The sequence below is a fragment of the Clostridium sp. 1001283B150210_160208_E6 genome, assembly GCF_015669365.1.
In the GTDB taxonomy this organism is placed as follows: Bacteria; Bacillota; Clostridia; order Clostridiales; family Clostridiaceae; genus Clostridium; species Clostridium paraputrificum.
Window position 1 is genome coordinate 67,855 of record NZ_JADPAA010000003.1, and the last position, 23,504, is coordinate 91,358.

At 29.5% G+C, this 23,504-nt stretch carries 26 protein-coding genes and 1 other annotated feature; of the genes, 23 read left to right on the plus strand and 3 right to left on the minus strand.

The window, feature by feature from the left end; translation table 11 throughout:
• Positions 1 to 133: 133 nt before the first annotated feature.
• Together I4V16_RS05100 and I4V16_RS05105 are read left to right on the plus strand one after the other, a co-directional pair.
• A complete protein-coding gene (locus tag I4V16_RS05100) occupies positions 134 to 2,059 on the plus strand; it encodes an oligopeptide transporter, OPT family (RefSeq protein ID WP_049177728.1) in 1,926 nt (641 codons plus the stop codon).
• A 141-nt stretch (positions 2,060 to 2,200) separates the two neighbouring features.
• Positions 2,201 to 2,755, plus strand: coding sequence for a GNAT family N-acetyltransferase (locus I4V16_RS05105; protein WP_049177727.1), 555 nt, complete (start codon positions 2,201 to 2,203; stop codon positions 2,753 to 2,755).
• Between the two features lie 86 nt (positions 2,756 to 2,841).
• On the opposite strand, the gene I4V16_RS05110 is transcribed toward I4V16_RS05105, so the two are convergent.
• Entirely contained in the window at positions 2,842 to 3,267 is a 426-nt protein-coding gene (locus I4V16_RS05110) for a hypothetical protein (RefSeq protein ID WP_053089713.1), read from the minus strand.
• 177 nt (positions 3,268 to 3,444) lie between these two features.
• Here I4V16_RS05110 and I4V16_RS05115 point away from each other — a divergent pair, with 177 nt between their 5' ends.
• The 15 genes from I4V16_RS05115 to I4V16_RS05185 all read left to right on the plus strand — a co-directional run bounded on the left by I4V16_RS05115 (position 3,445) and on the right by I4V16_RS05185 (position 16,826).
• Positions 3,445 to 4,212 carry a GNAT family N-acetyltransferase gene (locus tag I4V16_RS05115; RefSeq protein ID WP_027098410.1) on the plus strand — a complete coding sequence of 256 codons (768 nt, stop codon included), beginning with the start codon at positions 3,445 to 3,447 and terminating at the stop codon, positions 4,210 to 4,212.
• Positions 4,213 to 4,231: 19 nt separating this feature from the next.
• The gene (locus I4V16_RS05120; RefSeq protein WP_049177725.1) at positions 4,232 to 4,627 is read left to right on the plus strand and encodes a DUF2809 domain-containing protein; all 396 of its coding nucleotides are present in this window, start codon (positions 4,232 to 4,234) and stop codon (positions 4,625 to 4,627) included.
• Between the two features lie 69 nt (positions 4,628 to 4,696).
• On the plus strand, positions 4,697 to 4,867 hold the full coding sequence (locus I4V16_RS05125) for a hypothetical protein (protein WP_153246611.1): 171 nt from the start codon (positions 4,697 to 4,699) through the stop codon (positions 4,865 to 4,867).
• Positions 4,868 to 5,136: 269 nt separating this feature from the next.
• A complete protein-coding gene (locus I4V16_RS05130) occupies positions 5,137 to 6,330 on the plus strand; it encodes a M20 family metallopeptidase (RefSeq protein WP_027098412.1) in 1,194 nt (397 codons plus the stop codon).
• A 368-nt stretch (positions 6,331 to 6,698) separates the two neighbouring features.
• Positions 6,699 to 7,760, plus strand: a complete 1,062-nt coding sequence (locus I4V16_RS05135; protein ID WP_027098413.1) for a histidine kinase — start codon at positions 6,699 to 6,701, stop codon at positions 7,758 to 7,760.
• A complete protein-coding gene (locus I4V16_RS05140) occupies positions 7,760 to 8,395 on the plus strand; it encodes a response regulator transcription factor (protein ID WP_027098414.1) in 636 nt (211 codons plus the stop codon). The genes I4V16_RS05135 and I4V16_RS05140 overlap by 1 nt, the downstream gene beginning before the upstream one ends.
• 91 nt (positions 8,396 to 8,486) lie before the next feature.
• Positions 8,487 to 9,422 carry an ABC transporter ATP-binding protein gene (locus I4V16_RS05145; RefSeq protein ID WP_027098415.1) on the plus strand — a complete coding sequence of 312 codons (936 nt, stop codon included), beginning with the start codon at positions 8,487 to 8,489 and terminating at the stop codon, positions 9,420 to 9,422.
• A 10-nt stretch (positions 9,423 to 9,432) separates the two neighbouring features.
• A complete protein-coding gene (locus I4V16_RS05150; protein ID WP_027098416.1) occupies positions 9,433 to 10,554 on the plus strand; it encodes an ABC transporter permease in 1,122 nt (373 codons plus the stop codon).
• Positions 10,551 to 11,699, plus strand: a complete 1,149-nt coding sequence (locus I4V16_RS05155) for an ABC transporter permease (protein WP_027098417.1) — start codon at positions 10,551 to 10,553, stop codon at positions 11,697 to 11,699. Before I4V16_RS05150 ends, I4V16_RS05155 begins: the two co-directional genes overlap by 4 nt.
• 165 nt (positions 11,700 to 11,864) lie before the next feature.
• On the plus strand, positions 11,865 to 13,331 hold the full coding sequence (locus tag I4V16_RS05160; RefSeq protein ID WP_027098418.1) for a protein adenylyltransferase SelO: 1,467 nt from the start codon (positions 11,865 to 11,867) through the stop codon (positions 13,329 to 13,331).
• A 213-nt stretch (positions 13,332 to 13,544) separates the two neighbouring features.
• Complete coding sequence (locus tag I4V16_RS05165) at positions 13,545 to 13,757, plus strand: FeoA family protein (protein WP_027098419.1); 213 nt, start codon at positions 13,545 to 13,547, stop codon at positions 13,755 to 13,757.
• A gap of 22 nt (positions 13,758 to 13,779) precedes the next feature.
• Positions 13,780 to 14,001, plus strand: coding sequence for a FeoA family protein (locus I4V16_RS05170; RefSeq protein ID WP_099330229.1), 222 nt, complete (start codon positions 13,780 to 13,782; stop codon positions 13,999 to 14,001).
• A 12-nt stretch (positions 14,002 to 14,013) separates the two neighbouring features.
• A complete protein-coding gene (gene feoB, locus I4V16_RS05175; RefSeq protein ID WP_111938248.1) occupies positions 14,014 to 16,209 on the plus strand; it encodes a ferrous iron transport protein B in 2,196 nt (731 codons plus the stop codon).
• 3 nt (positions 16,210 to 16,212) lie between these two features.
• Positions 16,213 to 16,680: a transcriptional repressor gene (locus I4V16_RS05180; protein WP_099330227.1), complete on the plus strand. Its 468-nt coding sequence runs from the start codon at positions 16,213 to 16,215 to the stop codon at positions 16,678 to 16,680.
• Positions 16,677 to 16,826, plus strand: coding sequence for a FeoB-associated Cys-rich membrane protein (locus I4V16_RS05185; RefSeq protein WP_242974288.1), 150 nt, complete (start codon positions 16,677 to 16,679; stop codon positions 16,824 to 16,826). The genes I4V16_RS05180 and I4V16_RS05185 overlap by 4 nt, the downstream gene beginning before the upstream one ends.
• Positions 16,827 to 16,947: 121 nt before the next feature.
• On the opposite strand, the gene I4V16_RS05190 is transcribed toward I4V16_RS05185, so the two are convergent.
• A complete protein-coding gene (locus I4V16_RS05190) occupies positions 16,948 to 17,400 on the minus strand; it encodes a hypothetical protein (RefSeq protein ID WP_195966551.1) in 453 nt (150 codons plus the stop codon).
• A 251-nt stretch (positions 17,401 to 17,651) separates the two neighbouring features.
• Between I4V16_RS05190 and I4V16_RS05195 the strand changes: the two genes are divergently transcribed.
• The 3 genes from I4V16_RS05195 to I4V16_RS05205 all read left to right on the plus strand — a co-directional run bounded on the left by I4V16_RS05195 (position 17,652) and on the right by I4V16_RS05205 (position 20,980).
• On the plus strand, positions 17,652 to 18,458 hold the full coding sequence (locus I4V16_RS05195; protein ID WP_099330226.1) for a hypothetical protein: 807 nt from the start codon (positions 17,652 to 17,654) through the stop codon (positions 18,456 to 18,458).
• A gap of 52 nt (positions 18,459 to 18,510) precedes the next feature.
• Positions 18,511 to 18,740: a binding site (T-box leader), on the plus strand.
• Between the two features lie 48 nt (positions 18,741 to 18,788).
• Positions 18,789 to 20,699: a threonine--tRNA ligase gene (gene thrS / locus I4V16_RS05200; RefSeq protein ID WP_099330225.1), complete on the plus strand. Its 1,911-nt coding sequence runs from the start codon at positions 18,789 to 18,791 to the stop codon at positions 20,697 to 20,699.
• 59 nt (positions 20,700 to 20,758) lie between these two features.
• Positions 20,759 to 20,980 (plus strand): DUF3892 domain-containing protein, encoded by a 222-nt coding sequence (locus tag I4V16_RS05205; RefSeq protein ID WP_049177715.1) that lies wholly within the window; start codon positions 20,759 to 20,761, stop codon positions 20,978 to 20,980.
• A gap of 33 nt (positions 20,981 to 21,013) precedes the next feature.
• On the opposite strand, the gene I4V16_RS05210 is transcribed toward I4V16_RS05205, so the two are convergent.
• Complete coding sequence (locus tag I4V16_RS05210; RefSeq protein WP_049177714.1) at positions 21,014 to 21,208, minus strand: hypothetical protein; 195 nt, start codon at positions 21,206 to 21,208, stop codon at positions 21,014 to 21,016.
• 122 nt (positions 21,209 to 21,330) lie between these two features.
• Between I4V16_RS05210 and I4V16_RS05215 the strand changes: the two genes are divergently transcribed.
• From I4V16_RS05215 to I4V16_RS05225, 3 genes are read left to right on the plus strand one after another with little or no spacing between them, the layout of a single operon-like run.
• On the plus strand, positions 21,331 to 21,741 hold the full coding sequence (locus I4V16_RS05215) for a hypothetical protein (RefSeq protein WP_049177713.1): 411 nt from the start codon (positions 21,331 to 21,333) through the stop codon (positions 21,739 to 21,741).
• Positions 21,742 to 21,772: 31 nt separating this feature from the next.
• Positions 21,773 to 22,777 (plus strand): phosphotransferase, encoded by a 1,005-nt coding sequence (locus tag I4V16_RS05220; RefSeq protein WP_049177712.1) that lies wholly within the window; start codon positions 21,773 to 21,775, stop codon positions 22,775 to 22,777.
• Positions 22,778 to 22,816: 39 nt separating this feature from the next.
• On the plus strand, positions 22,817 to 23,374 hold the full coding sequence (locus I4V16_RS05225; RefSeq protein WP_207738447.1) for a sugar O-acetyltransferase: 558 nt from the start codon (positions 22,817 to 22,819) through the stop codon (positions 23,372 to 23,374).
• Positions 23,375 to 23,504: the final 130 nt, after the last annotated feature.

Consider the following 23,504-nt stretch of genomic DNA (forward strand, 5'->3'; position numbering starts at 1 on the left):
AACATGATAATATTTATCATGTTTTTTTGTTTTATCAGACTAAAGTGATAAAACAGGAGGTAATTATTATATTAGGAAAAATGGATATACTAAATATAAATTTATAAATAAACAAAAGAAAAGGGGACAAAAGATGAAAAAGAAATTACCTAAAGAGGCCTATGGTGGTGTTCATGGTAAGGATTATGTTCCATACATAACTGACAAGTCTAAAAGTGGAACAAATCTTGCAGTAATCATAATAGGTTCAATTTTAGCTGCTGTGTTTGCAGCATCTACAGCTTATTCTGGAATGAAATCTGGATTAACTGTTGCAGCAGGGATTCCTGGTGCTATTATAGGTTCAATGCTTATTGGAGCTTTTGCCAAAAGTAAAGGTATCCTTGGGAAAAATATAACTCAAGGTATGTCAAGTGGTGGAGAATCTATAGCAAGTGGAATGATTTATGTTTTACCTGCAATTATTCTTATAGGAAGTGATATTACTCTTATAGAAGGAATTACTGTTGGAGTAGGAGGCACACTATTTGGTATTGGATGTCTTTCATTAGTTTATAAATTCTTAATAGTAGAGGAACATGGAACTCTTATGTATCCAGAATCAATGGCTATCTCTGAAACTTTAGTTGCATCTGAAGCAGGTGGAGATGCTATAAAATACATGGGTATTGGATTTGGAATAAGTGGTATTATTAATGTGTTGACAGGATCATTTTTGAATCTAATTAACAATACTATTACTTTTGTAGGCAGTAAGTTTTATAAATGGAAGTTCTCAACTGAAGTAAATCCACTTTTATTAGGTATTGGATTTATAGTTGGTCTTGAAGTATCTTTAATGATGTTTGCAGGTTCAGTTTTAGCTAACTTTGGTATTACTCCATTAATAGGTTACTTTACTGATTTTGCAGAACATGGTGCTCAATCATGGAATGATGCTTCTGTGTTACTTCATCAAATGGATGTAAATACAATAGCAGGAAGCTATGTTAAGTATATTGGTGCTGGAATGATGCTTTGTGGTGGTATTATTGGTGCAATTAAGCTTATACCAACAATTGTTGTTTCTCTTAAGGAAACATTTAAAGCAAAATCAAGCAAAGATGAAAGCAATGAAAAGAATTCAGGTGGAATTCTTATGCTATTTGGTGGAATTATAGTAGCCTTTGTTGCAGCCTTTATAATTTCTCAAAATATAAAGATGGCAATAATAGGTGCAATAGTTTCTATGATATTATCATTATTATTTGTTATAGTAGCAGGACGTTTAACTGGTACAATAGGTACATCAAACCTACCAGTATCAGGTATGACAATTGCATCTTTAGTAATATTAACTTTAGTTTTCGTTATAATGGGATGGACTTCTCCAGCTGATAATAAATCATTACTTTTATTTGCAGCCTTTATGGTAGTTGCAATAGCAGTAGCTGGTGGATACAGCCAATCTCAAAAGGTAAGTTACATAATAGGTGGTAGCAGAAGTGAAATGAGAAATTCATTTGCTATATCAAGTGTTATTGGTGTTATAGTAGTAACAGGAACAATCCTTGTTCTATCAAGCCAGTTAAGAATTACTGGAGCAGAAGCACCATTTGCACTTCCACAAGCTAATTTAATGTCAACCTTAACATCAGGTATAATGTCTGGCGATTTACCATGGCCAATGATTATAGTTGGTATTGTAATGGCACTTTTCTTATTCTTATTAGATTTACCTATAATGACTATTGCTATAGGGTTCTATTTACCTATATCAACAACTTCTATAATATTAGTAGGTGCTTTAATAAGAGTATTTGTAGAAAAAATGAGTAAAGATGAGCAGGAAAAAGAAGTAAAAGTTTCAAATGGAATAAGCCTTTCTTCAGGGCTTGTTGCTGGTGGCTCTATAATTGGACTATTAGGAATAATACTTCAGGTTACAGGAGTAATAACTCCAAAAACTCCTACTGGATTTGCAGCAAGTAATGGTATGGGAATAATACTATTAATAGCCTTAGTAGTAGCAACAACCATTCCTATAATGATGTCTAAAATAAAACTAAAAAATGAGTAGCTTAGGAAGAGGAATCGCAAATTATGGTTCCTCTTCTTTTATTTGTAAGTATTTTGCTTTACAATATATGTATGTAGAAAAGTGTGATTATAGATTTCTTGAAAATTATAATAGTTTACGGGGATATAAAAGGAGGGGGCAATGAAAGAAATAATTACAGATAGACTAATAATAAGACCTTGGAAATTAAGCGATAGCAGTGATTTGTATGAATATGCTCAAAGTGAATTAGTTGGGCCCAATGCAGGGTGGAGGCCACATAAATCAGAAGAAGAAAGCAAAGAAATAATAAATATGTTTATAAAGAGTAATGACTCCTATGCAATTGTTTTAAAGGAAGAAGATAAGGTTATTGGGGGAATAGGATTACATATAAGCAGACCAGATAGTTCATTAAAAGATTTAAAACAAAGGGAGATTGGATATGTGCTAAATCCAAAATATTGGGGAAGAGAATATATTCCTGAAGCTGTAAAAAGTTTAATAAATTATGGATTTAATGAAATGGATTTAGACTTAATCTGGTGTGGACATTTCCATTTTAATAATAGATCTAAAAGGGTAAATGAAAAGTGCGGTTTTAACTATAAGTTTAAAAGAGATGTAAAGTTAAAGTTCTTAGATGATAAAGAGGTTACAATTTTATACTATAATATTTCAAAAAAAGAATATGATGTGCAAGCATTATTAGATTAGGGGGAAGCTTGGGTAATAGCTATGATTATGAATTTGATTCATAGATCAAATATTTAATAGAAAGTTGAGAGCACAAGCTCTCAACTTTATTTCATAGCACTATTATAGTAAGAACATATAGCATCATCAATTATAGTGCTAATATAAATATTAAAGTCAGGATTATTAGCTTTAAGTTTATTAAGTTTTATTAAAGTAGACTTTCTAAAGCAATAGGTTCTAACAAATTCAAATTTTTCTCCGTCTACAGGAGGAGTTATACCATTAGGGTGTCCTTTACCTTTTTTATTTTGATGAGATTGGGGAGTAAACTTTGTTTCAGTGAAAGGTTTAGCTTCTTCTTTTCTATTATCAAAACTTAATTTTTCTTCTGTAGCTTCATCGCTAAAACAAAAACTAGCAACAGCATCTTTTGATGGTGGTACATAATCTGTAAAACATATTTCATCCATTGGTTCTTCGTAACATAAATCATCCTTAGATATTACAAATTCTTTTTTTCTTCTTGCCATAACAAACCTCCAATTTTATTTCTAAAAGTTATATATGCAAAAATAAAAAAATAAATATTGTTTTAAACATATAAATACATAAATATATAAATATGCATAATTATGAGCACCTGTAAATATGTTAAAATAAATTTAAGATTATAATTAAGAATATCAGAGAACAGAATGGAGCGTTATATGATTTATAAGCTAAAGGATACAGAAAAGGCTAAAGATTTATTTGGTAATTGGGAAGAAACAATTATATGGTCATGTCTTCAAAACATAATGGGAAGTATTTATGTAGATGATGAAGAGAATCCCAAATCTGCAATGGCTGTACTTGGAGACTTTTGTTTCTTCGGGGGAGTAGCTAATAAAGAGCTAGTAGAATATAAACCAGATTACTATAAAGAGAATTTTATAATAATGGTACCTCAAAGTAATGAGTGGTCAGTATTAATTAAAGAGTGTTACGGAAATAATGCAAAAAAAATTACTAGATATGCCATAAAAAAAGAAGAGCATATTTTTGGTAAGGATAAATTGATGGCTATTGTAAACTCTTTACCGAAAGAGTATGCACTAAGAATGATAGATGAAGAGATTTTTAATTTCTGTAGGTTAAATGATTGGAGTAAAAGTTTTGTAGCTCAATATTCTGATTATGAAATGTTTAAGAATCTAGGATTAGGCGTTGTTGTTATGAAAGATAATGAACCTATTTCAGGTGCAGCTGCTTATTCAAGGTATAGAGATGGAATTGAAGTAGAAATTGATACTAAAGAGCAATACAGAAGAAAAGGTCTTGCATATTGTTGTGGTGCAAAATTAATTTTAGAATGCCTTAAGAGAGGTTTATATCCAAGTTGGGATGCTCATAATAAAGCCTCTGTTGCATTAGCTGAAAAATTAGGTTATAACTATCATCATGGTTATTTAGCTTTTGAAGTGTGGGATTACTAATATTATAGGGAGTAGAAAGATGAAAAGAAAAAGAATTATATATATGGGGCTTGTGATCATAGTTATGATTTTAGGCATTGCTTCAAGAAGGTATGGAAGCTACTTACCCAATATAATAAGCAAATATGCAGGAGATACCTTGTGGGCTTTAATGGTGTATTTGGGATTTGGTTTTCTATTTAATAAAGCTAAAATAAGAAATGTGGCTTTGGCTTCAATGACATTTTCTTATTTAATAGAAATATCACAACTTTACCAAGGGGAATGGATAAATTCAATAAGAGATACAACCCTAGGAGCATTAATTTTAGGTCATGGATTTTTATTTAGTGACTTAATATGTTATACAATTGGTATTTTAATTGGAGTAGTTATTGAATATTTATATTTTTATAAAAAAGATTGTAGTTTATAGAAAAAAGCAATCTATTTTACTCTATATAGGGCTTAGGTAACTAATAAGCTAATTACATAATAAGGTATAATGAACTCATCAAATGTATTTGCTGCATGGAATGAAAGGGAGCTATTAGGTTTAGCTAGAATATTAGATGATAGTGAAATGGTTGCCTTTATTTATTATGTTTTAGTTAACCTAAAGAGATTCCAAAGCAAATTTGTAATGAAAGAAATAAAAATTATTATGGATGGTTAAAAATTTAATTCTCAATTTTCGTAAAATGAATGAAGCAATAACAATGTTTAAGAGGCTTAAAGAAATTTATTGCTCTAAGCATAATTATGATTTTGAGTTTATATGGATAATTATTTAATATGAAAAAGTTAGAAAATATAAGCATAATAGGTTATATTATATAAAAATGAGTGAGAAAGATAACAGCTTATTTGATTTAATAGTTTAATGAATATATTATAAAAAAGTAATTAAAATAAATATGAGATAAAGGAAAGTGAGGTATACATATGAATAAAATTATGAGTCAAGCAAAGTTAATATATGATGATTTAATTACTATTAGGAGGACTATTCATAGTAACCCTGAAGTTGGTGCAAAGTTACCTAAAACAAAAGCTTATGTAATTGATAAGTTAAAGGAATTTGGGTATGAACCACAAGAAATATGTGAAAGTGGTGTAGTTGCTACAATTAGTGGTAAAAATCCAGGCAAAACGTTTTTGTTAAGAGCTGATATGGATGCATTACCAGTAGTTGAGGCAACTGAATGTGATTTTAAGTCAACTAATGGGAGTATGCATGCATGTGGACATGATATGCACACTGCAATGCTATTAGGTGCAGCAAAACTACTTAGGGAAAATCAAGATGATATAGAAGGAACTGTTAAGTTAGTGTTTCAACCAGACGAAGAAGGCTTTACTGGAGCTAAAAAAATGTTAGCAGCAGGTGTATTAGAAAATCCGCATGTAGATGCTGCAATGGCTATGCATGTTCATTCAGGAACTCCTTCTAATATGGTATTATGCGGCTTAGGTACTAGTATAGCAGGATGTAATAGATTTAGAATAGTCGTAAAAGGAACTGGATGTCATGGAGCTATGCCAGAGCTTGGAGTAGATCCTATTAATATAGCAGCACATATATATATATCTTTACAAGAACTAATTGCTAGAGAAATACCAGCTACTAAAGCTGCAGTTGTAACTATTGGTAAGTTTGTAGGGGGAGAAGCTCCAAATATAATTCCTAGAGAAGTAATTATGGAGGGAACAATAAGAAGTTTAGATAAAGAAATAGGAGAATTCATATTTAATAGAATAAATGATATAACAGTAAATACTGCTAAAATGTTTAGAGGTGAAGCAGAATTAATAGAATTATCATCTGTACCACCATTAACTAATAATACTGATTTAGCTAAAGAAATTACATCATATGTAAAAGATTTGATCGGAGAGAATTTAGTTAATTTATTTGAAGGAGGAGGAATGGGATCGGAAGATTTTGCTTCCTATTCATATGAAGTTCCAAGTGTCTATATGATGTTAGGTGCTGGAACAAAGCAAGAAAATTTACTATATGGTGAACCAATGCATAACGAAAAAGTAGTATTTAATGAAGAAATATTAGCTACAGGTTCTGCTATACATGCATATAGTGCTATAATGTGGTTGAAAAATAACAAGGATAAAAATTAAGAATACTAAATAAAGTATATTAAGAAAGTTTGATTTAAAAATCCCTATATTTATAATTAAATATAGGGATTTTTGTTACTAATATGAATTACAAGTTAATCATATTTAATGTTATTGGTAAAGTATAGTTTGTTACATAGTGAATTTATCTATAAGGTTTCTATATAGAATAAAGTGGTATAATTGACTTGTAATATTGTTTGTACTTAATAATATAAAATCATGATATTTAAGTTATACATATAAACTAGGATAGTCACTTTTAATGGAACAGTTAATATTAGAAGTGGTAATGAAAAATTGGGGGGATTTTTATAGTAAAAGATTTTAATATTGTAATTAAAGCTATTTTAGTTGGCTATGTTGCAATGAATTCATTAAATAATATGGATAAGCCATGGCTAAATGTTTCTATCATTTTATCTATAATTATATTATCAATGTTAAGCTATTTACTTCCAAAAAGATTAAGAAAGAAGATATACTTTATAAATATAATCTTTTCAGCAGTAGTAACAATATATATAAATAAAATTATTATAATTCTATTTGCTTTTACATTAGCAGAGTATTTATCTATAGAAAAAAAGGTTTATTATAATTGCCTATTTATTATTCCAACAAGTATTCTGTTTACATATAAAAATAATCTATGTGTAGAATTAACCTCAATCATTGCACTTTCAGTATATGCATTAATTTACGGAAAAAAACAAGAAGAAAGATTAGAATTCTTAGAAAAAGAGTGGGATCAAAATAGAAGAATTAATTCAGAATTAAGTTTAAAAATGAAATCTAGGGAGAAGTTTATAGAGCAAGAAAAAATATCTGCAAAGTTACAAGAAAGAAATGAAATTTCTGGTGCTATGCATGATAAGATAGGACATACTTTAGCAGGAGCGTTACTTCAACTTGAAGCTTTAGGAATTATTTTGAAAAATGATGGAAATGAAAAAGCAGTAGGTATTATAAAAAATGTAACCAATTTGCTTAGAAATGGAATGGATGATATAAGAGCAACATTAAGAAGTATAAAACCTCCAATAGAAGAACTTGGAGTTAATAAAATTAAGCTGTTACTTCAAAATAAGTTAAAGGACACTTCATTTAAATACATACTAACAAGTGAAGGAAATCTAGATTTAATATCCAGGAGACAGTGGGAAATAATTATTGAAGGAATAAGAGAATTATCAACTAATTCTCTAAAATATTCTAAAGGTAATAAAATTAAGGTTAATATAGAGGTGTTAAATAAATATATAAAAGTGGAAGTTAGTGATGATGGTATTGGTTCTAACAAAATTATAAAAGGAATGGGATTACAATCATTAGAAGAAAGAATGCTAAATTTACAAGGAAATTTAATTCTAGATGGAAGTAGAGGGTTTACGGCAATTATGATATTTAAAGAAGAGGGGGAATTATAATGTGCATTAAAGTTGCTATTGTAGATGATGATGATTTAATTAGGGAGAGTTTAAAAATAATTGTTGGGTCTAATGAGGACATTGATGTTAAGGGAACATTTAAAAATGGACAAGAACTATTAAAATATTTAGAAGGAAACTACTTGGATGTAGTTCTTATGGATATAAGAATGCCAATTTTAAATGGTGTAGAGACATTGGCAGAAATAAGAAGAAGGGATTTGAAGACAAAGGTCATTGTGTTAACAACCTTTGATGAGGATGAATATATAGAAAAATCATTAAACCAAGGAGCAATTGGATATTTGTTAAAGAATACTACGCCAGATAAAATTATAGATACTATAAAAATGGTTTACAATGGTATATCAGTAATTCAGGAAGATATATTAAAGAGATATAAGGAGATTGGACAAAATACTCCTAAGGGGAAAATAGATAAATCACTTTTTACGGATAGAGAATATGAGGTGGTTGTAGGGATTTCCCAAGGGTTAAGTAATAAGGAAATAAGCAAAAAACTATTTATCTCAGAAGGAACAGTTAAAAACTATATTACCTCTATACTAAATAAAACAGGTTTAAAGCATAGAACTCAAATAGCTGTTTATTATTATACAGGAGAGAGGATATGACTTTTGTCATATAGAGAATATGACCTTTTCTACAGTTTGTAGAAGGTCTTTTTTTATATACTAAAATTAGAAAGTAAAGGGGGAAATAATAATGAAAGTAATAGAAATAGATAAGTTAGTTAAAAAATTTGATGATTTTGTTGCCATTGATAATATTTCATTATCCATAGATGAAGGAGAGATATATGGACTTCTTGGCCCAAATGGAGCTGGTAAAAGTACAACTATTAGCACTATATGCGGCTTAGTAAGACCTTATTCAGGTGATATAAAAATAATGGGAACTAGTATTAAGAAAAATGATGTAAATATCAAACGACAAATTGGACTAGTTCCGCAAAAAATAGCTATATATGAGGATTTTACTGCTAAAGAAAATATTAGTTTCTTTGGTGAACTATATGGACTAAGGGGAAAAGAATTGAAAGAGGCAGTAGAGAAGTCATTAGAATTTGTAGGGCTTAAAGAAGTTAAGAATAAAAAGGCCAAAGAGTATTCTGGTGGAATGCTTAGAAGGTTAAATATAGCTTGTGCTATTGTTCATAATCCCAAGATAATTATTATGGATGAACCCACTGTAGGAATAGATGCTCAATCTAGAAATCATATTTTAGATTCCATTAAGAAATTAAATGAAGGGGGTACTACAATAATTTATACTTCACATTATATGGAGGAGGTAGAGTCAATATGCACCAAAATAGCTATTATAGACCATGGTAAAGTTATAGTAGAGGGAACAAAGGATGAACTAAAAAGTATAGTAGATGATAAGAAAACCCTATCTCTTACCCTTAATTCCTATGAAGAAATTAATATTGAAGAAATTAAATCTATCAAAGGAGTTTTATCAGTATATCAAAATGATAATTTAGTAACTATAAACACTTCTAAGAATGTAAATAACCTAGATAAAATAATTAATTATTTTACAAGAAATGAAATTAGTATTGGTGATATTGGATATAGAGAAGTTACCTTAGAAACAGTTTTTCTGACATTAACCGGCAGAAGCTTGAGGGAGTAGGTGAGATTTTATGTTTCATGTTATTGTTGAAGGACTTAAGTTTAATCTTAGGCAAAGAAAATGGGTGATATTTAATGCATTATTTCCAATTTTTCTTATGGTACTCCTTGGAGTAATGTTATCTAATACTAACTCTATAAATAGTGAAAATGAAGTTATTAATATATGTTACTACAATGAATCAGGAAAAGAAGAAATTATAAATGAAATAAAAGATAATGTATTCAATTATGAGGATTTTAGTATAAAAGAAGTATCATCTGTTGAAGAAGGAAAGGCTAAGGTTGAAAATGAAAGAGAAATATTTCTTTTGCTTAAGGATGAATCTATAGAAACTTATTATTCGGAGAAAAAAGTCTCAGAAGGTGCAACTGTCCTATCTTATTTAAAATCATTTAGTGATACCTATGCAAGTATAAATGAATTATATATGGTGGATGTAGATAAGGCATCTGAAATTATTAGTAGTGAAGAATTTATGAATGATAGTATAGATGTAAAGTTTATTAAAGAAGAGGATGCTCCTAATTCTTATCAGTATTATGGAATAGTTGAAGTAACTATGATGATGCTTTATGTAACATTATTTCCAATAGGATTACTTGGATTAGAAAAATCATCTGGAATAAAGGATAGAATAATTTTAACAGGATTATCTGATTTCAAATATTTTGTTGGAAGAATTATTTCAAGTTTAATTCTAAGCATAATTATAATTACACCAGGATTTCTATTTTCACTCTTTAAATTAAAGTCAAATTGGGGAGACAATCCACTCATAACTTTTATGTATTTAATAGCTGCTGCTTTAATGATGGTTACCTTAGGAACTTTTGTTGGTTACGCAGTAAAGCAAAGAGATAGAGCAGCATTGTTCTTACAAGGACTTATTATTCCAGTCTTTTCTTTCCTAGGGGGATCTTATATATCACTGCCTCTTGAAATGGACGGAATATTCAATTTAGTAACAAATATTTCTCCTTTAAGATGGTTAAATAAGGGAATATTTAAAGCTGCCTATGAAGGAAGCTTTTATTGTCTAAATGTAAGCTTAGTAATAAGTATTACAGCAACTATAATTTTATTTTGTTGTCTTTATATATGTATTAGAAGGGAGAAGAGAGAAGTATGAGAAGTGTATATGCCTTAGTAAAGAATAATTTAAAGATAATGATATTAAAGAAACCTGCGTATACAATACTAACAGTAGTTTTTCCTTTGATTATATTTCTATTTGCCCCAAAGATTATAGATCAATCTATTACTGAAATAAATGTGGGAATATGTGATGAAAGTAAATCTTTTTCTTCTAATAAATTAGATGAGTATTTGTCTGATATTGATATGATTAATCTAGTTGAAGTTAATAGCGAAGATGATTTAAAACAAAAATTTAATACTAGAGATATTTATTTAGGTATAATGATTGAGAAAAATATTGAGGAAAAAATATTAAAGGGTGATAATTCAGGTGTGATTTTATATGGGATAGAAGGGGAAAGTCTTCATGAAATCTTAGATAAAGGACTATCTATTGAATTATCCAATATGATAAATTTAGCAAAAGTAAATGATGGTGACCTTGAAAAATATAAGTTGTCAGTTGAAAGAAAAGAAAAGGAAAAGATTGAAGTTTCATATAAAGATTTAAATGATGTAAAAAAGGACCATAGTGTAAGTCAAAGCTTAATAGGATTTATAATCATGTTTGCTTTTTATAGAGCTATGAGTGGATCGGGATTAATTAGCGAAGATAAGGAACAAAATATGTATACACGAATTCTTACGACTAGTGTAAGGCCATGGCAATATTATTTAAGCAATATTATTAGTACAACCATTTTGCTATCTATTTTATTTACAATAAGTGTTATAGAAATAAATTTTGTTTCAACCATAGAAATTGGAGTTAGTAACCTTATGCTTATAGTAATATTACTAATATTAGGAATAGTTTCAGTATCTGTAGGAACATTTTGTATGACCATAACTAATGATAGAGATTTATCAAGCATAATAAGTAACTTTGTTACAATATCATTTCTAGCACTGGGTGGGTGCTTTGTGCCTTTATCCTACTTAAGTGGTACAATAAATAAAATATCATATTTTACGCCTATAAGATGGGCAATGGAAGCTATTAATAATGCACAGCAAGGAGCAGATATAGGTGTAATTGTAATGAATTTATTAGTGTTGAGTTTATTTGGAGTTGTATTCTTTATTATTTCAGTTTATTGTATAAATAAGCGTGATAAGGTGGACAATGTAAGATAGATATTTAGCTGTAATTTTTAGGATTCAAGAATATAAAATAACAGAATTCAATTAGAGCTGTTGAGAAATATTTTTCAACAGCTTTTATTTTATAAACATATAAAATATAAATGTGTAAAAACTAACAATGAATTGTAATAAAACTATAAAAACAAAGGAGAAAAGATGGATAGAATTTTAAAAGATAAGACAATAAAGCTAGAAAATACATATATTAAATTACCAAGTAAATTTTTCACAACTCAATATCCTGAAAAGGTAAGAGAACCAAAGGTTGTTGCGCTAAATAAAACATTAGCCAAAAGCATAGGAATAGATGTAAGCTTCCTGGAAAGTGAAGAGGGAGCAAATTTTTTAAGTGGTAATAAAATTTTAGATGGGTCAACACCAATTGCGCAAGCCTATGCAGGACATCAGTTTGGATACTTTACTATTTTAGGTGATGGAAGAGCAGTACTTCTTGGGGAATACTTAACAAAAGATGGAGAAAGAGTAGATATACAGCTTAAAGGATCAGGTAGAACTCTTTATTCTAGAGGTGGAGATGGAAAGGCATCCTTAGGGCCAATGCTTAGAGAATACATCATAAGTGAAGGAATGTATGCTTTAGGGATACCAACTACCAGAAGTTTGGCTGTATTAACAACAGGAGAAGATATTTTTAGAGAGGATTTCTTACCTGGAGCAATACTGACAAGAATTGCAAAAAGTCATATACGTGTAGGAACATTTGAGTATGCTGCAAGACTTGGAGATAAAAAATATTTGAAGGAATTAGCAGATTATACTTTAAAGAGACATTTTGATGGCAATTATAATGGGAACCCTTATGAATATCTTTTAAATCAAGTTGTAAAAAAGCAAGCTGAATTAATTTCAAAGTGGCAACTTGTGGGGTTTATTCATGGAGTGATGAATACAGACAATATGTCTATAGCAGGAGAAACTATTGATTATGGTCCTTGTGCTTTTATGGATATATATGATCCAAGTACTGTATTTAGTTCAATAGATTTAAATGGTAGATATGCCTATGAAAATCAGCCTAGAATTGGTGGGTGGAATCTAGCAAGGTTTGCAGAAGCTATGTTACCATTATTAGATGATGATAAGGATAAAGCAATTGAGGTAGCAAATGGATCTTTAGATAAATATAACCAATTATATTTAAATAATTGGTATTTAGGCATGAGAAAAAAGCTTGGGCTATTTAATGAAGAGGAAGTAGATAAGGATTTAATAGAAGGGCTTCTAAGTATAATGCTAAAATATAAAGCAGACTATACAAATACTTTCTATAACTTAACTATTGGAAAGTTTACTAGCATGGATATTTTCTATATGGATGAGTTTAAAAGGTGGTATACTTTATGGAGTGAAAGATTAAGTAGACAAGAACAATCCAAAGATGAAGTCAAAAAACTTATGGAAGAAAATAATCCAACTGTAATACCAAGAAATCATAGGGTAGAGGAAGCACTAGAAGCAGCAGTAAATAGAAATGACTATAGTGTAATGGAAAATCTTATAGCAGTTTTAAAAAATCCATATGATTACTTAAGTGTTAATGAAGAATATACAAAGTTGCCTAAAAATATAGATAAAGGATATAAAACCTACTGTGGTACATAAAATAGTATAGAAGATTGATAAATTAAGGATGGAAATAGTTAAGAGACACCTGTTAAATTACAGGTGTCTTATTATTTTGAGCAAAAAATACTTATCTTTTATGTTATTGATAAATTTTATCAATAACATTATTGATTAGAAATTTTTTCTAGTATATACTAATTAATGAAAAGACAATGAGAATCATATTCAACTGAAAGAGGGGGATTAGTTATGTCATTATCAATGATGTCTGTTGGTGAAAGTGGAAGAATTATTGAGTTTAGAGGAAAAGATAGTATGAAGCGTCATCTTCAAGATCTTGGTTTTATAAAAGGAGAAAAAATTGAAGTTGTTGGAGAGAATCAAAGTGGTTTAATTCTTTTAGTTAAAGGCGTAAAAATTGCTTTGAATCGTGGACTTGCTTCACTTATAGTGGTTAATTAAGTTTTGAAAGGAGTTTTTGATTATGACTTTAAAAGAATTAAAACCAGGTGAATCTGGTACAGTCAAGTCAATTGGGGAAAAGGGAGTTATGAGAAGAAGACTTATGGATATGGGAGTAACTCAAGGTGTTAGTATAAAAGTAATTAAGATTGCACCATTAGGTGATCCTATAGAAGTTAATATAAGGGGATATGCACTTAGTTTAAGAAAAAGTGATGCTGAACAAATTATAGTAATCAAATAAGGGGGAGATTAAATGTCATTAAGAATTGCACTGGCAGGTAATCCTAACTGTGGTAAGACTACTCTTTTTAATGAGTTAACAGGTTCAAAACAACATGTAGGAAACTGGCCAGGAGTTACAGTTGATAAAAAAGAAGGTAAGTATAAAAAGGATAATTCTATAGAAATTGTAGATTTACCTGGAACATATTCCTTATCGCCATATTCTGCTGAAGAGATAATAGCAAGAGATTATATTGTTGTTAATAAACCAGATGTGGTAATAGATATAGTAGATGGTACTAACATAGAGAGAAATCTTTATCTTTCACTTCAAATTTTAGAAACTAGAGTTCCAACTGTTATAGCTATAAATATGATGGATGAAGTTGAATCAAATGGGGACAAGATAGATACTAATAAGCTATCAAAATATCTAGGTGTGCCTGTAGTTCCAATAATAGCTAGAAGCGGAAAAGGTATTAGTGAATTAATGAATATAGCTACTAAAGTAGGAAAAGAAAAGAGTGTATTAGAATGTTTAGATATTTTCGATAATAATATACTTGAAGCTAGAGATAAAATTAAAGATATAATATCTTGTGAAGATGAATTAGAAAAGGAATGGAGAGCTTTAAAATTAGTTGAGGGAGATGAAATTGTAACAGATCTTCTAAGTGAAGAAGAAAAATCTAAAGTACTTAAATTTGTAGAAGTAGCAGAAAATAATGCTGATGGTGATACTGAGGCTAGAATAGCAGATCTAAGGTATCAATTTATAGGTAAGATAGTTAGAGCATCTGTTAAGAAGGGAGAAAGAAAAGTTAAAGAAACTAAATCAGATAAAATAGATAGGGTTCTTACTAATAGATTTTTGGCTCTACCCATATTTGCAGTAGTTATGTACTTGCTATTTGCTTGTACTTTCAGTGAGAATTTTTTGTTTATTAAAGGATTTCCAAGCCCAGGTGTATGGTTAGCAGGCTTGGTAGAAAAAGGGTGGGAAATCTTTAGTAATTTAATTGAAGGACTTATAGTAAATTCATCTCCATGGGTTTATTCGCTAGTTATGGATGGGATTTTAAACGGTATTGGTGCTGTAATTGGATTTATACCATTAGTATTGATATTATATATACTTATTTCATTTCTTGAAGATAGTGGTTATATGGCTCGAGTAGCCTTTGTTATGGATAGAATTTTCCGTAGATTTGGTTTGTCAGGGCGTTCCTTTATTCCTTTACTTATGGGATTTGGTTGTGGGGTGCCAGCGATAATGGCAACTAGAACTTTAGATTCAGAGAAAGACAGAAAAATTACCACTATTATAACAGGTTTTATGCCATGTGGGGCTAAATTACCTATCTTTGCAATGTTTGTTTCAATATTCTTTAAAGATGGAAATAAGACTTTAGTAACCTATTCTATATATATGTTAAGTATTGCTATAGCAATTATTGTTTCTTTATTATTAAATAAGTTTGTTTATAAATCAGAAGTATCTAATTTTGTAATGGAATTACCTCAATATAGAATTCCTACTGCTAAATCTATAGGTATTCACGGATGGGAAAAAGTAAAGGATTTTGCAGTAAAGGCAGGTACAGTAATTTTTATTTCTACTATCTTAATTTGGGGACTTTCAAACTTTAATGTAAATTCATTTAATGGAGTGAATAAAGAGAATAATGAAGATGGAAGTATAATGTGTGATATGGAAGAGAGTTTTCTTGCATCTGCTGGTAACATAATTTCGCCAGTATTTAAACCTTTAGGATTTGGAGAGTGGAAACCAGCAGTAGGTGTAGTTACTGGGTGGGTTGCTAAAGAAAATGTTGTTGTTACATTTGCACAATTATATGATGATGTAACTGATGAATACTTAGAAGAGTTTTTTAGTAAGTACACACAGGGAGAACTTGAGGAGCTTGGATTTGAATGTGGTATATATGACTATGAAGCAGCAAGAGATGTATACTCTGAAGGAATTTTGTTTGAAGGAGAGGATGAAAATGCACTTTCATCTATGAAAGAAGACATTTCATCTAAAGCAGCAGCTTATGCATATATGGCATTTAATCTATTATGTATGCCATGCTTTGCAGCAGTTGGTGCTATGAAGAGAGAGTTAAAGTCTTGGAAGTTAACAGGTATGGCGATTAGTGTTCAAATGGTGACAGCCTATATTGTAGCATTATTAATAAATATATTTGGAAGTTTAATAGGTTAGAAAATGAATAGAAAAGAGAGTGACTACTTACTAGTTAAAAAGGTCAACATAGAGAAGGAAGCTATCTTTTTAAAATTAAGAGAAAATGGTTTTAGAATTACTAATCAGAGAAAACTTATAATTGATATTATTTTCAACAAAGAATGTACAAGCTGTAAGGAAATATATTGGGAGGCATCTAAGAAGGATTCATCCATAGGAATAGCAACTGTATATAGAATAATAAAAAGTCTTGAAGAAATAGGAGCTATAAATAGAAAGAATCTTTATAAAATATCAAGTGAAGAAATTGATATTTTAAATGGTGAAGGTATTGTAGTTCTTAAGAATAAAAAAACATTTAAACTTTCTGAGGAAGATTGGAAGAGAATAATTAGAATAGGGCTTTATGAGGCAGAGGGGTTAAATATTAATGACATTGACTCCATAGTTATAAAGAAGGTTAATGATGGAGAGGAGGAGATAATGTGATTGATTTTATTGTTGTTGGCATTGTCTTAATTTTAGTTGTGTCAGCTATGGCTTATAGGCATAAATCAAAAAAGTCTGGTAAATCTTCCTGTGGTTGTAGTTGTGAAAACTGTAAGTCATCTTGTAGTAATTTAAAATATAAATAACTCTAAAAAACCTAGTCTTACTTTGACTAGGTTTTTATTACAAGGTATGTAAAAAGATATTATCATCACTGTTCCACTAATTACAGTAGATAATTAGTGGAACAAAAATAATATTGTTAGATTATAAACTTTGACGTAAGCAGTTTGTGTCGTCAGCTATATCTCTAACATCGTCTTGTAAGTCACAAATATCGCTTTGAATAGATCTTAGGATATTCTTTATTCTATTACTTACGCAGCAACGATTTTCAAATAAAACATCATCTAAGTTATTAAAGCATTTATTTAAGCAGTTAATAGCATTATTAGTGTTTCTTAATTGATTTTCAAAAGCTCTTAATGCTCTTTCTGTTCTTTCATCCATTGGATTATTATTAAATCTTCTTCCGCAACAAAGACGTTCATCATCTCTATCCCTATCACGATCTCTATCTCTATCCCTGTCACGATCCCTATCACAATCTCTATTGCATTCACATTCGCTACTTAAGAAAGAGGTATTGTTATAAAAATTATCTCTATAGTTACGGTAAGCTTCTGCTATTTCAGAATAATTATTATTATTTTCACACATAGTAAATCCACCTTTTCATCTTTTTGTTATTTATTTTTTATCCATTCGTATAATTTATCTTATGTAGATAATAGGTAAATGGTGATAAAAAAATAAAAAGTGTACAATATTATTTTTTTGTAGATATCCTTTTATTTTAAAGACAGTCTTTATTATCTATTTAAAGTTATATAAAGTATATTTATAGACAAATATTATAAAAATTAGGTATACTAAGGAAGAAGCAATAAAGATGAATAGGGGGAGCACTAATGAGTATAGGAAAGGTGCAAGAAAAAATAAGAAGTTTAAATAATGTAAGAAATAATCCGAAGGAATATCTTGATAAATGTGATGAAATAATTAGAATATTATTAGATTCTAATGAAATATACACTTTAGTTAGTAAGGATTCAAGTGAAGAATTTATAAAAAGTGGTAGGGGGGATATAAGATATGGTATCCATGAAAATATTCCTACAATGTGGCTTTTTTCTGAAGAAAAGATAGCAAAGGAGTATGCTGATTATTATAATTTAAAGCTTGACGGGGAATATTTAATTAAAAAAATACCATTTGAAGAGCTATCATTAGAATCTTATAGAGCTATGTTTTCAGGTGTTGGGAAGCTTATTGTAGACGAAGGAAGAGAATATTTAGCCTGTAGCTTATATGATTTGGTAAATCAATGTTTAATAAAAAATGGACAAGATCCTATACTAGAAAGAAAAGAGTATCTTGTTATGAATATACTAAATAGCATTAAGTATGGTAATGCAAAGTTATGGGTAGTTCCAAAGGTAGGGACAACAGTTAATGATATAATATTTAATAATTTTGCTCCTGCAATAGAAGGGGGATCTGTAAGATTTTTTATAAACAAGAATGAAAGTAGTACTTATTCAAAGAAATTAGGACATACTAATGGTATTTCTATAGATTTAGATATGACGAGTTTTAATACTACCATAGAGAACTTATTAAAAGGTGAAGCTAAGGGAGTAAAATTTATTATAAATAATATAGAATTAGATATAACTATAGAAAAGCTAAATTCTTTGTTAAGCAAGATGAATTAGTAGGTATTGACAAAGTATTATCAATGGAATATAATTCAAGTTAAACAAAATATTATAGGCTACGATAGGGAAAAGTATTATAGAATACAGTTTTAAGAGAGAAAATGTCACCGGCTGCAAGCATTTTTAAATATGACTATAAGAAAAACTACCCAGGAGCTATGATTTAGTAACTTATTTAAAGCGAAATGTCATCGGTGAAAATCGATAAAATGTAAGAGAAGAATTGAATTATTAATTCAATTTGGGTGGAACCACGGATAATTAGCATTCGTCCCAAGCAGGGATGAGTGCTTTTTTTTTTATATAATATTAAGAGGAGGTAGAAAAATGAGTATTAAAGTAAAGTTAAATGATGGGTCAATAAGAGAAGTAGAAGAAAGCTTAACTCTTTTAGACTTAGCAGAAAGCATTAACAGAAATCTTGCTAAAAAGGCAATTGTAGGTGAAGTAAATAACACCCTAGTAGATTTAAATTATATACTAAAAGATAATGATGAGGTAAACATTCTAACAGCAGATAATGATAAAGCAATTGAGGTTATTAGACATTCTACCTCCCATATAATGGCACAAGCAGTAAAAAGGTTGTATAATGATGTAAAACTAGCAATAGGGCCATCAATAGAAAATGGTTTTTACTATGATTTCGATATAGAGGAGCCTTTAACTAATGAAGATTTACAAAAGATAGAAAATGAAATGAATAATATAATTAATGAAAATTTACAATTTGAAAGGTTTGAGGTTTCAAGAGAAGAAGCTCTTAAGATTATGGAGGAAAACAATGAATCCTACAAAATAGAGCTTATTAATGACTTGCCTCAAGGAGAAAAAATATCTCTTTATAGACAAGGAGAATATGTAGACCTTTGTAGAGGACCACACATACCTTCAACTAAATATGTAAAAGCTTATAAATTAACAAGTGTTAATGGTGCATATTGGAGAGGGAATGAAAAGAATAAAATGCTTCAAAGAATTTATGGGGTAGCATTCAAAAATAAGGAATTATTAGAGAAGCATTTATCCAATATTGAAGAAGCTAAGAAAAGAGATCATAGAAAACTAGGTAAGGAATTGAAGTTGTTTACTTTTGTTCCAGAAGGACCAGGTTTCCCATTTTTCCTTCCAAAGGGTGTAGTTTTAAAAAATACTCTTATAGAGTTTTGGAGAGAGCTTCACAGAAAAGCAGGATATGTGGAAGTTGAAACACCTATTATGTTAAATAAGCAGTTATGGGAAACTTCAGGACATTGGTATCATTACAAAGAAAATATGTACACTTCAATGATAGATGAAGAAGAGTTTGCACTTAAGCCAATGAATTGTCCAGGTGGAATGTTAATTTACAAATCTGAAGCGCATTCTTATAGAGATTTTCCAATTAGGGTTGGTGAGCTTGGAAGAGTTCACAGACATGAACTTTCAGGAGCATTACATGGTCTTATGAGAGTAAGAGCCTTTACACAGGATGATGCTCATATATTTATGTTACCTAATCAAATAAAGTCTGAAATCAAGGGCGTAGTAAAGCTTATAGATGAAGTATACTCTAAATTTGGCTTTAGTTATAAGGTTGAGCTATCTACAAGGCCAGAGGATTCTATGGGTAGTGATGAGGATTGGAATTTAGCAGAAGATTCATTAAAGGGAGCATTAGAAGAGTTAAACCTAGACTATGTAATAAACGAAGGTGATGGGGCCTTTTATGGTCCTAAAATTGACTTCCATTTAGAAGATAGCCTAGGAAGAACATGGCAATGTGGAACAATACAATTAGATTTCCAACTTCCTCAAAGATTTAGTCTAGATTATATAGGTCAAGATGGAGAAAAGCATAGACCTATTGTAATTCATAGAGTTATTTTTGGAAGTATTGAAAGATTTATAGGAATTTTAATTGAGCATTTTGCAGGAAAATTCCCAACTTGGCTTGCTCCAGTTCAAGTTAAGGTATTACCTATATCAAATAAGTTTGAGGACTATTCAAAGAAAGTAAGGGATACATTAAATGAAGCTGGAATAAGAGTTGAGTTGGATGGTAGAGATGAAAAGATAGGTTATAAAATAAGGGAAGCAAGAAATGAAAGAGTACCATACATGATTGTAATAGGTGAAAAGGAAGAAAACTTAAATAAGATATCCCTTCGTAGTAGAAAAAATGGTGATGAGGGAATAGTCAATTTAGATGAATTAATTTTAAGGATAAATGAGGAAGTAGAAAATAAATCTTTATAGGTTCAAAATTAAGAAATATTTTTTGTGAAATTGCAAATGCTATTCTTGAGGTGATATATATGGCAAATAGAATAGTTGAAACAGTAAAAAAAAGCGGCGAAATTTCAGATTATGTTTTAAGCAATGGTGAAACTATTTCAAAAGAGGTAGGAGTAGAAAGAGCTAAAAATGGAGAAATTGAAGGAGTTATTATAGCTCATTCAAGAAACGGTGAAGAATATTTAAGAACTAAGCCTGATGGAGAAGAAGGCAACAATCTTTCTTCAATGAATAAAGAATAAAAGAAATACTCTGCAAATAATTGCAGAGTATTTTTAATTATCTTTTTTGTTATTATTGTCCTCTTTTAAGTTGTTTATTGCATTTACTATTGCACCTGTGCAAGCAGCCATAGTAGTACAAATACATATTACAGCTATTATGAAAAAATCTTCATAAAATGAAGGAAAAGAAATTAAGAAGAAAAGAGACAAAAAGAAACCAATTAAACCATAAACTAAAGCACGCATAAATTTACCCCCTTATGTATAGTTATATTTTACCATGTAGGAATTAAAGGAGTAAATATTAAATTGTTATAATATGGATTGTGGTGTAAAATTAAACTATAATTTGATTTTGAGGGGAGAGTATGATTAATAGAAAGTATTTTTCAATAAATAACAAGAAGGATATAGAAAAATTAATGGAGGAATACAGTTATTTTCATGATAGTTGTATAATTAAAATTAGTTATGAAAGTGGAGCATATGTTAATGAAGATTTAAGTATGAATCTCATTAATGATAAGAGAATTTTAAAGGTGGTTTTTCAAAGGCAAGAAAATCCAAGAAATTTAGAGATTAAGTTTAATAAATTAATTAAATTAAATCTTGCACCTGAATCAGAAGATTATGATTGTATAATTTTGGGGGCAACCATGGAAATTAAAGATGGAAATATATATTGGATAAATGAAGAAAATGTTCCTATTGATAGAATAGATAGCTATAGGCATTATACCTGGGTTATAGCTAAAGAGGGAGAGTATAGCTTTTATTAATATAAAAGAAAAAGTTTAGAGGTGGGGGGAAATGGTTAAGAAACCATGGAGTATAAATGAGGTAAAACGTATTTTACACATATTTTATAATATTAAATCATTTGATATTGAAGAGATTATTCCTTTAAAATCAGGTGCTTCTTCTGAGTGCTTTCACATTATAGCAAAAAATAATGAATATATACTAAAAGATATAGAAATGGATTTTATGAATCATCCAGATATAGAACCTCTTATTAATAATGAATTGTCCTTAATAGGGATACCTGTATCAAACTTTTATGTAACCTGTGATGGGTTTTATGTAGGGGAATATAATGGACATACCTTTCATCTTCAAAGCTTTATTGAAGGAGAAATATTACAAGTAAATACTGCTCCTAACTGGTTTATGAAGGAGAGTGCTAAAATCCTTGGTGAAATTCATAATGGATTAAGTGATTTACATTCCTTAGATAAAGGGATTTCTAAGGGATTTTTTATGCTGGTAAATCCTAAATCTGCTTTAGAATCCTATAAAAAGTCTTTGAAAATTACAAAGGAAAGAAATGAAGTAGTTGCAGTGGATGATTTAACATATAGAATTAAGCTTTTAAATAAGTTGAAAAATATTGATTTGGATATGGAGAAATTCACCTATAAAAATACTCATGGTGATTATTTTATAAGTCAAATTATATGTAAAGGCAATAGGATTAATGGAGTAATAGATTTTACCTCTGCCTGTATTCATCCAGCTTGCTATGAGATAATAAGGTCATATTCCTATGCAGATCCTAAATGCATAAATGGAAATATAGATGTAAAGAATCTTAAAGAATACGTTAATGAATACTTAAAGGTAAGCAATTTAAATGATTATGACATAAAAATGATGCCTTATCTTTATTATTACCAACTTGGTGTAAGTGATTATTATAAGAATTATTTCAATTCTAATGATAAAAATAAAGATACGCTTTTTCACTATGCACATTGGTCCACAGAAGTATGTAGGTGGTTTGAAAATAATATAGATGATATCTTTTTAAGTTGAGGTAAATTGAAAATATTAAACTTTAGATAAAAGGAGATAATGATTATGACAGAAAGAGAAAAAATGATTGCAGGAGAAATTTATAATCCTGCTGATAAGGAACTAAAAGACTTAAGATTTAATGCAAGAATACTAACAGAAGAATATAACAAAACCTCTATTAGAGATAAGGAAAAGAGAAGTGAACTATTAAAGAAATTATTTGGGTCAACAGGTGAAAAAATTTATATTGAACCTACATTTAATTGTGATTATGGATGTAATATACATGTAGGAGAGAATTTTTATGCAAATTATAATTGTGTATTCTTAGATGTTTGCGAAATAAGAATTGGAGATAATTGTTTTATAGCTCCACAGGTTGGAATATATACAGCAACTCATCCTCTAGATGCTCAGGAAAGAATTAGTGGAACAGAATTGGGAAAACCTATAACAATAGGAGACAACTGTTGGATAGGAGGTAGCGCTACAATAGTGCCTGGAGTTACTTTAGGAAATAATGTTGTAGTTGCTGCTGGAGCTGTAGTTACCAAGAGCTTTGGAGACAATGTTGTAATTGGTGGAAATCCAGCTAAAATCATAAAGGAATTGTAGAAGCTATGGAAAGTATAATCTTTCCATAGCTTTTTAATATTTCAAAGATAATTTTAAAAGATAGAATCTATTAAGAATTATAAAAGTAAAATATTTAGAATATAAATCAATAAAATTACTTTTAATCATT

Coding starts and splice junctions, on each gene's coding strand:
- I4V16_RS05100 (WP_049177728.1), top strand. CDS start 134: ATGAAAAAGAAATTACCTAAAGAGGCCTATGGTGGTGTTCATGGTAAG.
- I4V16_RS05105 (WP_049177727.1), top strand. CDS start 2,201: ATGAAAGAAATAATTACAGATAGACTAATAATAAGACCTTGGAAATTA.
- I4V16_RS05110 (WP_053089713.1), bottom strand. CDS start 3,267: ATGGCAAGAAGAAAAAAAGAATTTGTAATATCTAAGGATGATTTATGT.
- I4V16_RS05115 (WP_027098410.1), top strand. CDS start 3,445: ATGATTTATAAGCTAAAGGATACAGAAAAGGCTAAAGATTTATTTGGT.
- I4V16_RS05120 (WP_049177725.1), top strand. CDS start 4,232: ATGAAAAGAAAAAGAATTATATATATGGGGCTTGTGATCATAGTTATG.
- I4V16_RS05125 (WP_153246611.1), top strand. CDS start 4,697: ATGAACTCATCAAATGTATTTGCTGCATGGAATGAAAGGGAGCTATTA.
- I4V16_RS05130 (WP_027098412.1), top strand. CDS start 5,137: ATGAATAAAATTATGAGTCAAGCAAAGTTAATATATGATGATTTAATT.
- I4V16_RS05135 (WP_027098413.1), top strand. CDS start 6,699: ATGAATTCATTAAATAATATGGATAAGCCATGGCTAAATGTTTCTATC.
- I4V16_RS05140 (WP_027098414.1), top strand. CDS start 7,760: ATGTGCATTAAAGTTGCTATTGTAGATGATGATGATTTAATTAGGGAG.
- I4V16_RS05145 (WP_027098415.1), top strand. CDS start 8,487: ATGAAAGTAATAGAAATAGATAAGTTAGTTAAAAAATTTGATGATTTT.
- I4V16_RS05150 (WP_027098416.1), top strand. CDS start 9,433: ATGTTTCATGTTATTGTTGAAGGACTTAAGTTTAATCTTAGGCAAAGA.
- I4V16_RS05155 (WP_027098417.1), top strand. CDS start 10,551: ATGAGAAGTGTATATGCCTTAGTAAAGAATAATTTAAAGATAATGATA.
- I4V16_RS05160 (WP_027098418.1), top strand. CDS start 11,865: ATGGATAGAATTTTAAAAGATAAGACAATAAAGCTAGAAAATACATAT.
- I4V16_RS05165 (WP_027098419.1), top strand. CDS start 13,545: ATGTCATTATCAATGATGTCTGTTGGTGAAAGTGGAAGAATTATTGAG.
- I4V16_RS05170 (WP_099330229.1), top strand. CDS start 13,780: ATGACTTTAAAAGAATTAAAACCAGGTGAATCTGGTACAGTCAAGTCA.
- feoB (WP_111938248.1), top strand. CDS start 14,014: ATGTCATTAAGAATTGCACTGGCAGGTAATCCTAACTGTGGTAAGACT.
- I4V16_RS05180 (WP_099330227.1), top strand. CDS start 16,213: ATGAATAGAAAAGAGAGTGACTACTTACTAGTTAAAAAGGTCAACATA.
- I4V16_RS05190 (WP_195966551.1), bottom strand. CDS start 17,400: ATGTGTGAAAATAATAATAATTATTCTGAAATAGCAGAAGCTTACCGT.
- I4V16_RS05195 (WP_099330226.1), top strand. CDS start 17,652: ATGAGTATAGGAAAGGTGCAAGAAAAAATAAGAAGTTTAAATAATGTA.
- thrS (WP_099330225.1), top strand. CDS start 18,789: ATGAGTATTAAAGTAAAGTTAAATGATGGGTCAATAAGAGAAGTAGAA.
- I4V16_RS05205 (WP_049177715.1), top strand. CDS start 20,759: ATGGCAAATAGAATAGTTGAAACAGTAAAAAAAAGCGGCGAAATTTCA.
- I4V16_RS05210 (WP_049177714.1), bottom strand. CDS start 21,208: ATGCGTGCTTTAGTTTATGGTTTAATTGGTTTCTTTTTGTCTCTTTTC.
- I4V16_RS05215 (WP_049177713.1), top strand. CDS start 21,331: ATGATTAATAGAAAGTATTTTTCAATAAATAACAAGAAGGATATAGAA.
- I4V16_RS05220 (WP_049177712.1), top strand. CDS start 21,773: ATGGTTAAGAAACCATGGAGTATAAATGAGGTAAAACGTATTTTACAC.
- I4V16_RS05225 (WP_207738447.1), top strand. CDS start 22,817: ATGATTATGACAGAAAGAGAAAAAATGATTGCAGGAGAAATTTATAAT.